The organism is Lawsonibacter sp. (assembly GCF_022777125.1).
Classification (GTDB): domain Bacteria; phylum Bacillota; class Clostridia; order Oscillospirales; family Oscillospiraceae; genus Lawsonibacter_A; species Lawsonibacter_A hominis.
Genome location: NZ_JALFGV010000008.1, coordinates 1 through 9,560, shown reverse-complemented (window position 1 = coordinate 9,560; position 9,560 = coordinate 1). Strand labels below are relative to the sequence as shown.

The following is a 9,560-nucleotide window of genomic DNA, read 5'->3' as shown; positions in this document are numbered from 1 at the left end:
GTCCACGTCGTGGCTCTTGATGCACAATGGGAACGCGTCCACCCCCCCGAACTCCTTGAACAGCACGCACTTGCCCTCCATAACGGGCATCCCCGCTTCCGGACCGATGTCCCCCAGCCCCAGCACCGCGCTGCCGTCGGTCGCCACCAGGCACATGTTCCAGCGCCGCGTCAGCTCATAGCTCTGGTCCACGTCCTTCTGGATCTCCAGGCACGGCTGGGCCACGCCCGGCGTATAGGCCAGGCTCAGGTCGTTTTTGTCCTTCACGGGCACGGTGGAGATCACTTCGATCTTGCCCCGCTTGGCGTAATGCAGCTTCAGGCTTTCTTCCGCGATCGGTGTCATTGGCGTCACGCTCCTTATCTTTCTTTGATTGATCCGAACCTGCGCGTTTTCAGCAGATGATCAGGCCGTTGGGCGTGGTGGTCACCCGCTCGCAGCCGTCCTTGGTGATGAGGAAGTTGCTGCAGGCCAGTCCCACCACCTTGCCGTCCACCGCGCCGGGGTGGCAGGCCACGTACATGTTCTCCGCCAGGGCCATGGTCTCGGCAGGAACAAAGGCGGGCCGCTCCACCATGTCGTATCCCTGGCCATGGCCGAAGAGCCGCCCTTCGGGCAGATAGCCGTGGGCCACCAGGTACTCGTTGTTGGCCCGGAACAGGTCGGGGCACTTGGCGCCCGGCTTCATCATGGAGGCGATCAGATCCAGGCACTTGGCCGCGGTATCCGCAGCCTGCACATACTCCTTGGGCGGCTCGCCCAGCACCAGGGTGCGCAGCGCCTCGCTGTAGTAGCCCCCGGGGCCGTTGAGCTCGATGAGGCAGAACATCTTGTCCCCCATTTTGGTGCGGCGGTACTGCCAGGGCACCACGCCCTTCACCGGGGTGTTGGGATCGGTGCCGATGGACACGTTGATGATACACTCAGCGCCCAGTTCCCCGCCCAGAGCCCGGATATCGTTGGTGATCTCATATTCATAGCGGTCAGGCCGGAAAATGGCGGGCATGGCCGCGTATACCTTGTCATGCACGGCGGCGGACCAGCGGATCCGCTCGATCTCCTCCGGGCTCTTGATGGCCTTGATGTAGTCCACCAGCTCGGTGGCGTCCACAAACTCCACCCCGCCGAGTTCTTCGGTCAGGTATTTATACATGCTGGCGGGGATGGTAGCCAGCGCCACGAAGCCCACTTTCCGGTAATTGCGGCGTTTGATGCTCTCGATCATCAGGTCGGGCACGTAGCGGTCGGTGTAGCAGAGGGTCGGCATCATGGGGGTGGCGGGGGCTTCCCCCACGCCCCGGGCCAGCTCGGCCGCGATGCTGCGGGTCCCTACGCCGCCGTGGCCGATAAAGGTCATCTCGTCCTCCCGGTGGAACAGGACGGACAGCGGGTAATCCGCCAGCGGGATATCGGTAAACCAGCGCAGATAGCCGCCCAGCATATTGTCGTAGCCGTTGATCACCAGGCAGTCGATGTCCTGCTCCGTCATTTTGGCCCGCACCGCGCTCCAGCGCCGCTCCAGTTCCTCGTTGGAGATGTGGTAGCGGTAACGCTCCGGCATGTCGTGAACCATAAGTTGGAATCCCCCTTATTTCATTTTGTGAAATCTTATTTCAATCTTTACCTATCATACCACCGCTCCCCGGATTTTGTCAACGCCTTCCTGCGAGAATCTTTGCCTTTCAGGGGGAGGCAGAGCCGGACGCCGCGCGCGGTGATCCGGTCAAATCCAAGATTTTTCGTGCAAAAAATCTGCCGAAAATCGTTGGATGCGCAATCTTCGGCAACGCTTTCTCTTGAATCACTCTATAAAATCCAATTTTAAAATAGTACCTGCTGAGGAAACTGCCTTGCGGTTTCTTCGCACGGCAGCCGCCGTGTCACCGCTGCAGCGGGGCATAAACCGTCCCGCCGGGAGGTGCGCGGGCCGTCCCGCCCGGACTCCTAGTCCCCGAACAAAGCCAAAGGGCCCTGAAAGTCTTGGCTTTCAAGGCCCTTTGGCTTTGTTCGGCACCCATTGCACCCCGCCTGGAGAGGTTCAGCCCGGGTAAGACGCCTTCGCCGGCGCGCTGAGGCGCTCATAGAGCGCCGTCTCCCGGCGGAGCTTTGCGGCCAGTTCCGCGCTGTCGAAGCCCGGCGCGGCCCGCCACCGCCAGTTGCCGCCCACGGTGGAGGGGGTATTCATCCGCCCCTCGCTGCCCAGCCCCAGCAGATCCTGCATCTGCACCACGGCGGTATCCGCCGTGCTGGCCCAGGCCGCGCGCATCATACCCCAGTTGGCCCCGTCCGGGTCGTTCAGGCGCAGATAAGCGCGGGCGTAGGCCGCATCCTCCGGGGTAATGGAGGCCAGCCAGCCCAGGGCGGTGTCGTTGTCGTGGGTCCCCACGTACACGACGCTGTTTCGGGGGTAATGATGGGGCAGATAGACCGAGCCGCTGCCGTCCCGGCTGTCGAAGCCGAACTCCAGCACCTTCATGCCGGGAAACCCGCAGTCGTCCCGCAGCCGGTGTACCGATTCCGTCAGGTAGCCCAGGTCCTCCGCAATGATGGGCTTGGGCCCCACCGCCTCCTCCACGGCCTGGAACAGCGCCCGGCCCGGTCCCTGCCGCCAGCGGCCGTTCCGGGCGGTCGCCTCCCCGTAGGGCACCGCGTAATAGGAATCGAATCCCCGGAAATGATCGATGCGCAGCACATCGTAGATTTCGTACTGATAGGCCATGCGCCGTTTCCACCAGGCATAGCCGTCCCGGCTCATGGCGTCCCAGTCGAACAGCGGATTGCCCCAGAGCTGCCCGTCGGCGGAAAAGCCGTCGGGCGGCACGCCCGCCACCTCATGGGGCAGACGGTCCCCGTCCAGCTGAAACTGCTCCGGGTGGGCCCATACGTCCACGCTGTCGCCGGAGACATAGATGGGCAGGTCCCCGATGATCCGCACGCCCCGTCTGCCGGCGCAGTCCTTCAGCGCCCGCCACTGGCGAAAGAAAAGGAACTGCACCCCTTTCCAGAAGGAAATATCCTCCCCCAGGGCCCGCCGCGCCCGTTCCAGCGCCAGCGGCTCCCGATTGCGCAGGGGCGCCTCCCAGTCCTGCCAGGCCGCGCCGCCGTGGGCGCCCTTCAGCGCCATAAACAGAGCGTAATCCTCCAGCCAGAAGGAGTTGTTCTTACAAAAAACAGCAAACTCCGCCGGCGGCGCGGCCAGCAGCCGGGCACAGGCCTTGCGCAGCACCGGGTAGCGCCGTTGGTACAGAAGGCCGTAGTCCACCGCCAGCGCCTGCGCGCCCCAATCCAGCGGCACATACTCCTCCGCCCGCAGCAGGCCGTCCGCGGCCAGATCGTCCAGATCGATCAGATAGGGGTTTCCCGCAAAGGTGGAAAAGCTCTGGTAGGGGGAATCGCCAAAGCTGGTGGGACAGATGGGCAGCAGCTGCCAGTAGGTCTGTCCCGCCGCCTCTAAAAACTCCAGAAAGCGCCGTGCCGCCGCCCCCATGGTCCCAACCCCGAAGGGCGACGGGAGGCTGGTCAGGTGCATCAGGATACCGCTTGCTCTCACATGGATCAGGCCCTTTCCTCTCTCAATTCCCGCGTGCTCTCCCCCGGCAGGAAGCGGTAGGGGATCAGCTCGTGGACCGCCCCCTCCCCCTCGCACACCTGCCGGAGCAGGATCTCCACGCTCCGCCGGGCCATGGTCTCGGCATCCTGGCGGACGGTGGCGAGCTTCGGCACCAAATAGCCGCCCAGCTCGATCCCGTCAAAGCCGACCACGGAGATATCCTCCGGCACGCCCAGCCCCCGGTCATGGAGGGCCCGGATGGCCCCCACCGCCTGCACGTCGGACATGGCGAACACGGCGGTGAGCTCCGGCATCCGGTCCAGCAGATGCCCCATGGCCTCATAGCCGCTGGACATGGCAAAGCGGCTGATCTCATACTGGCGCTCCGCGTCAAAGGCAAGGCCGTGCTCCGCAAACGCCTGCTGCACGCCGAGAAAGCGGGTATACGCAGTGTTGGACGCCTCCATGCACCCGCCGATGATGCCGATCTTCCGATGTCCCAGCGCCATCAGCCGCTCCACCGCCTCCCGGGCCGCTCTGGCGTCGTCGGTGCTGACGCTGGACAGGTTGGCAAAGCCCAGGCCGGCAGCCGAGTTGGTCACCAGCACGCAGGGCACGCGGACGGGCTGGAAGGCAGCGCGGAACAGCTCCAGATTGGACCCCAGAAACAAGATGCCCTGGGGCCGGCGCTCGCGGCAGACCTGGCGGGCCTGCTCCACCTCGTCGTGGTCCTCGTCCAGATAATAGACGGTACTCGGGTACCCGCTGTCCCGCAGCAGAGCCTGGATATGCTCCACGATGTCGGCAAAGAGCATATTCCGGGAACCCTTGATAATGATGGCCACGCCGCTGCTGGACTGCTGCTTGAGGTGCTTGGCATTGCTGTTGCGTTTGAAGTGGTGCTCCTCCACCACCGCCAGCACCCGCTGCCGCGCCGCGTCGGACACATTGGGGCGGTCGTTGAGCACCCGCGATACGGTCCCCACGGCGTAGCCGGACAGCTGAGCGATATCTTTGATGGTCATCCCCTTCACCTCCATACTGCTTCCGGGCACGCTCAGCCCTTGACCGCTCCGGCCACCACGCCCTTGATGATGTGCTTTTGTCCCAGCAGATAGACTACCACGATGGGGAAGATGGTCAGCATGATGCAGGCCATCATGGGCCCCATCTCCACCCGGCCGTAGCTGCCCCGGAAGTACTGGATCAGCATGGAGATGGTGCGGTACTTCTTAATGTCCAGCACCAGCGTGGGCAGCAGATAGTCGTTCCACACCCACATGGCCTCCAGAATGCCCACGGATACCATGGTGGGGCGCAGGATGGGGAAAACCACCTTGAAATAGGTCTGGATGGGATTGCAGCCGTCGATCATGGCGGCCTCTTCGATCTCAACGGGGATGGTCTTCATAAACCCGGTGAACATAAACACCGCCAGCCCCGCGCCGAAGCCCAGATAGATGATGCAGATGTTCCAGGGCGTGTTGAGCCTGAGCTTATCCGCCAGGGAGGAGAGGGTGAACATGACCATCTGAAAGGGGACCACCATAGAGAACACGCACAGATAGTACATGACCTTGGAGGCCGCGGAGTTGACCCGCGTGATGTACCAGGCGCACATGGAGCAGCAGATCAGAATGAGCACCACCGAGGACACGGTGATAAAGGCGGTGTACCCGAAGGAGACCAGAAAGCCCTTGGCGCCGATGGCGTTTGCATAGTTGCTCAGGCCCGCGAAGGTGTCCGCGGTGGGCAGGGTAAAGGCCCCCGAGGTGGTGATGGCGGTCTCCACCTTCAGCGAATTCATAAAGACCATAAAGATGGGGTACAGATAGATCACGCACACGACGGTCATCAGCGCCGTCCAGAATGGGCTGTTGGCAAAAGAGCGGCGTTTGCTTTTCATCACTGCTGCACCTCCCGGGAGCGGGTAGCCCGCAGCTGGATGAGGCCGATGGCCACCACCAGCACGAAGAAGATGACCGCTTTGGCCTGTCCGATGCCCTTCCACTGGGGCCCGGAGCGGGCGTAAAAGGTGTTGTAGATATTGTAGGCCAGCATCTCGGTGGTGTGGCTGGGCTCGCCCTTGGTAAGGGCCAGGTTCTGGTCAAAGAGCTTAAAGGAATTGGTCAGGGTCAAAAACACGCAGATGGTGATGGAGGACATGACCATGGGGATCTTGATCTTCCATAGCGTCTGCCAGGAGGTGGCCCCGTCGATCTGGGCGGCCTCCAGCAGGTCGCCGGGCACGGACTGGAGGCCCGCGATATAGATGATCATCATATAGCCGATCTGCTGCCAGGCCATAAGGATGATCAGCCCCCAGTACCCGGCTGCGGTATTCAGGGCCAGCAGGGGCTTGCCCGCCAGGGAGAGCACGCAGTTGATCAGGATCTGCCAGATGTAGCCCAGCACAATGCCGCCGATGAGGTTGGGCAAGAAAAAGATGGTGCGAAACACATTGGTGCCCTTGATGGCCCGGGTCAGCAGCAGGGCCACCAGAAAGGCCAGCACGTTGATCACCACGGTGCTCACCGCGGCAAAGAGGACGGTGAACCAGAAGGAGTAGGTGAAGGTGCTGTCCGCAAAGGCCTTCAAATAATTGCCGATGCCCACCACCTGCGCATTGCCCACCGTGGTGAACCTGCAGAAGGACAGATAGAGCCCCTGGACAAAGGGGATGAGAAAGCCGATGATAAAGGCCGCCAGGGTAGGCAGGACGAAGATGGGGAAATACCGTTTGAGCGCTTTTTCCATGGTGGGTGTTCCCTCCTTTTCTCGGGTCGGGCCCGGTATGCCGTACGCCGGCAAAGCCGGGTCCGCAGCTCCGGTAGCCTTGGATAAAGGCGCGTTCGGCCGCGCCCTCATCGAAAGCCGCCGGGTTTGGAAAAGGGGGAGCCAACGCTCCCCCTTTTCCGGCGGTAACAGCCTCAGCCCTGGCTGAGCTGATATTCAGTGGCCCAGCCGTCCACAAAGGCGGAGACCACGCCGTCCCAATTGGCGTCGGTCTGGTCGGCGGCGTAAGCGGTAAGGGCGGAGCCCACGCCGTTCTTCCACTCCTCAGAGGGCATGGTGGGGAAGCACCAGTCCACGGACTTCTTGCCGGCGGCGATGTACTGGTCCGCGATCCCGACCAGGTAATTGGTGGAGGGCTTGGCGGACCGGAAGGGGCAGACAAAGCCCATGTCGTCGGCCAGGGAAGTGGTGCCGGTCTCAGAGGTGACGACCCAGTACAGGAAGTCCAGGGTCGCCTGGATGTCGGCGGGGTCGGCCTGGCTGTTGACGCACCAGTAGTTCTCAGAGCCGGTGCACAGGCCCTGGTTCTCCTCGCCGTCCACGCCGATGTAGATGGGCAGCATATCCAGGTTCTCGTCGCCCAGGGAGGATACGTCGCCGTAAGCCCAGGTGCCGTTCTGATAGAACACGGCCTGGCCGTTCACGAACTCCGCGACCGCGTCGTCGCCGGTCTTGGCGGAGAGCTCGGCGGGAGCGCAGGTGGCGTTGTTGATGTACAGGTCCCAGATGGCGCGGTAGTTGTCCAGATAGGTGCCGTTGATGGCGTCGGCGTGCACGCCCTCGGCCTCGTACTCATAGTAGATGGGCAGGTTGGCCAGATGGGTCTTGAAGCGCCAGTCGGAGGAGCCGTCCATACCGGCGGAGGTGAACGCGGAGAAGCCCAGCTCGTCCTTGCGGGCGGTGATATCTTCCGCCACGGCCTTCAGCGCGGCGAAGTCGGTGATCTCGTCCATGGAGTGGCCGGCCTGCTCCAGCAGCGCCTTGTTGACGATGATGCCGTAGGTCTCGATGACATAGGCGATGCCGTAGACCGCGTCTGCGTCCTTCAGGGCGAAGTCGTCGCTGGTCAGCTCGCCGTACAGGGCGGAGCCGGACAGGTCATAGCAGTAATCCTTCCAGTTGGCCAGCCCCACGGGGCCGTTGACCTGGAAGAGCGTGGGAGCCTCGCTCTTGCCCATCTCAGCCATCAGTTGGGTCTCGTATTGACCGGACGCCGCGGTGACCACGGTGACGGGCACGCCGGTCTCGGCGGTGTAGGCTTCGGCCAGGGCCTGCCACTGCTCATCCTGCTCGGGCTTGAAGTTCAGGTAATAGACGGAGCCGTCCGCAGCGGGGGCTGTGGTCTCGGGAGCGCCGGTCTCCGGCGCGGCGGTGCCGGGCGCAGGGGTGCCGGAGGTCCCCCCTCCGCCGCATCCGGCCAGCAGGCCAATGAGCATTGCGCCGGAAAGTGCAAGAGCAAACAGTCGCTTTTTCATTCTGATATTCCTCCTGTTCAGTATGGTTGCGGATGGTTGGAAACGTTTCATGGAAACGTTTCCAACTCCTGCGTTTCTATGCGACTCCCCTTTCTCCAAAAATGCAAGCGGATTTTGCACACTTTCCATAATTTTAGCATTTCACCAAATTTTCATTCGTCTAAGTTGTACAAAACGCCGTCTCTTTTTTTCGCTTCGCCCCGGGCCCATCCTCCCCCATTGCCCTGCGGCCTAAAACACGCTATAATAGTGGCCATGGAATCCATGGTTTTGCGGCCGATGCGCGCGGCGCCAGCCGCATCCAGCGGAAGCAGGCGCCTGAAATGGCAAAACGGAACGCCCGCAACACCCGGGGCAGGATCGTAGGGGCGGCGTGGCAGTTGTTTTATGAGCAGGGCTACGAGCATACTACGGTAGAAGAGATCATCGAGCTCTCCCACACCTCCAAGGGCTCCTTTTACCACTACTTTGACGGCAAGGACGCCCTTCTGAGCACGCTGAGCGACCTGTTTGACAAGAAGTACGAGACCCTGCGGGCGGCCATGGACCCCTCCATGCCCGCTCTGGAGCAGCTGCTCTTCCTGAATGCGGAGCTGTTTTCCATGATCGAAAACAGCGTGTCCATGGAACTTCTGGCCCGTCTGCTGTCCACTCAGCTGGTCACCAGCGGGGAAAAGCATCTGCGGGACCATAAGCGCACCTATTACCGCCTGCTGCGGCGTATCATCGCCGACGGCCAGGCCAGGGGAGAGCTCTCCACACGCCGCAGCGTCAACGAAATGGTAAAGCTCTACGCCCTGTGTGAGCGCGCCTTGATGTACGACTGGTGCCTGTGCGGCGGGGAATACTCCCTGCGGGACTATGCCGCCTCCGTACTTCCGAATTTTTTGAGCGGCTTTCTGCCTGAAGTTTAGTCTCTTTTTCGTCTGTCTGTTTTTCCCTGATCCTTTAATAAAAACCGCATTTTTATTATGTAGGGTATAGACTGCAGTCTATACCCCATTCTGTATTGTAGTCTATTTTTGCCGTGGTATGATAACCCCATTCTTGTTTCGCCCGGCCCTGCGCGGTGTGTGCCGCAGGCGGGCGGAAACGGTACTTTGGGGAGGGAATGCAATGACCACGGAACAATTCTGCATCATCTCAGCCATCGTCATCTACCTTTTGGGGATGGTCTATGTGGGCTTTTACTTCAGCCGTAAGGGCGGCGGCTCGTCTTCCGACGAGTTCTACCTGGGCGGGCGGAAGCTGGGGCCCATCGTCACCGCCATGAGCGCGGAAGCTTCGGACATGAGCAGCTGGCTGCTCATGGGCCTGCCCGGCGTGGCCTACTTGTGCGGCATTGCCGACGCAGGCTGGACTGCCATCGGCCTGGCCGTGGGCACCTATCTGATCTGGCTCATCGTGGCAAAGCGGCTGCGCCGCTATTCCACCCAATTGGGCGCCATCACCATCCCCAGCTTCTTTTCCCTGCGTTACCGGGACGAGCGCCACGTGCTCACCTGCATCGCCGCCATCCTCATCCTTATTTTCTTCATTCCCTACACCGCCTCCGGCTTCAAGGCGGTGGGCACTCTGTTCAACCGGCGGCGCGTGGGACCTCTATGAACTGCTGCCCGCCTTTCTGGTGGCCTGCGCGGCCATCGTGGCCGTATCCCTGCTCACCCCGCCCCCTCCTGCGGAGATCTGCGGGACCTTCGAGCAGGTCAGGCACACGAAGTGACAACCGCCCCGCCGGC

The 9,560-nt window shown here is 62.1% G+C and carries 7 protein-coding genes and 2 pseudogenes; 2 read left to right on the top strand and 7 right to left on the bottom strand.

The features are described 5' to 3' along the window. The 7 genes and pseudogenes from MR825_RS00970 to MR825_RS00940 form a co-directional block, all read right to left on the bottom strand. A pseudogene (locus MR825_RS00970) lies at positions 1 to 345 on the bottom strand (NAD-dependent malic enzyme); the annotation flags it as partial. Positions 346 to 394: 49 nt separating this feature from the next. After that, positions 395 to 1,573, bottom strand: a complete 1,179-nt coding sequence (locus tag MR825_RS00965) for a M24 family metallopeptidase (protein WP_186908249.1) — start codon at positions 1,571 to 1,573, stop codon at positions 395 to 397. A 465-nt stretch (positions 1,574 to 2,038) separates the two neighbouring features. Then, positions 2,039 to 3,550, bottom strand: coding sequence for a 4-alpha-glucanotransferase (malQ, locus tag MR825_RS00960; protein ID WP_186908248.1), 1,512 nt, complete (start codon positions 3,548 to 3,550; stop codon positions 2,039 to 2,041). 5 nt (positions 3,551 to 3,555) lie between these two features. Beyond that, on the bottom strand, positions 3,556 to 4,575 hold the full coding sequence (locus MR825_RS00955; protein ID WP_186908247.1) for a LacI family DNA-binding transcriptional regulator: 1,020 nt from the start codon (positions 4,573 to 4,575) through the stop codon (positions 3,556 to 3,558). 32 nt (positions 4,576 to 4,607) lie between these two features. Continuing rightward, complete coding sequence (locus tag MR825_RS00950; protein ID WP_186908246.1) at positions 4,608 to 5,456, bottom strand: carbohydrate ABC transporter permease; 849 nt, start codon at positions 5,454 to 5,456, stop codon at positions 4,608 to 4,610. After that, entirely contained in the window at positions 5,456 to 6,307 is an 852-nt protein-coding gene (locus MR825_RS00945) for a carbohydrate ABC transporter permease (protein WP_256176129.1), read from the bottom strand. Before MR825_RS00945 ends, MR825_RS00950 begins: the two co-directional genes overlap by 1 nt. A 173-nt stretch (positions 6,308 to 6,480) precedes the next feature. Next, positions 6,481 to 7,821 (bottom strand): ABC transporter substrate-binding protein, encoded by a 1,341-nt coding sequence (locus MR825_RS00940; RefSeq protein ID WP_186908244.1) that lies wholly within the window; start codon positions 7,819 to 7,821, stop codon positions 6,481 to 6,483. 323 nt (positions 7,822 to 8,144) lie between these two features. Here MR825_RS00940 and MR825_RS00935 point away from each other — a divergent pair, with 323 nt between their 5' ends. Beyond that, complete coding sequence (locus tag MR825_RS00935; protein WP_287878151.1) at positions 8,145 to 8,735, top strand: TetR/AcrR family transcriptional regulator; 591 nt, start codon at positions 8,145 to 8,147, stop codon at positions 8,733 to 8,735. 202 nt (positions 8,736 to 8,937) lie between these two features. Next, positions 8,938 to 9,405: pseudogene (locus MR825_RS00930) on the top strand (sodium:solute symporter family transporter); the annotation flags it as partial. Between the last annotated feature and the right edge of the window lie 155 nt (positions 9,406 to 9,560).

Excerpts from the sequence above, each read along its gene's own strand:
- MR825_RS00935 (WP_287878151.1), top strand. The coding sequence starts at position 8,145 with ATGGCAAAACGGAACGCCCGCAACACCCGGGGCAGGATCGTAGGGGCG.
- MR825_RS00940 (WP_186908244.1), bottom strand. The coding sequence starts at position 7,821 with ATGAAAAAGCGACTGTTTGCTCTTGCACTTTCCGGCGCAATGCTCATT.
- MR825_RS00955 (WP_186908247.1), bottom strand. The coding sequence starts at position 4,575 with ATGACCATCAAAGATATCGCTCAGCTGTCCGGCTACGCCGTGGGGACC.
- MR825_RS00950 (WP_186908246.1), bottom strand. The coding sequence starts at position 5,456 with ATGAAAAGCAAACGCCGCTCTTTTGCCAACAGCCCATTCTGGACGGCG.
- MR825_RS00945 (WP_256176129.1), bottom strand. The coding sequence starts at position 6,307 with ATGGAAAAAGCGCTCAAACGGTATTTCCCCATCTTCGTCCTGCCTACC.
- MR825_RS00965 (WP_186908249.1), bottom strand. The coding sequence starts at position 1,573 with ATGGTTCACGACATGCCGGAGCGTTACCGCTACCACATCTCCAACGAG.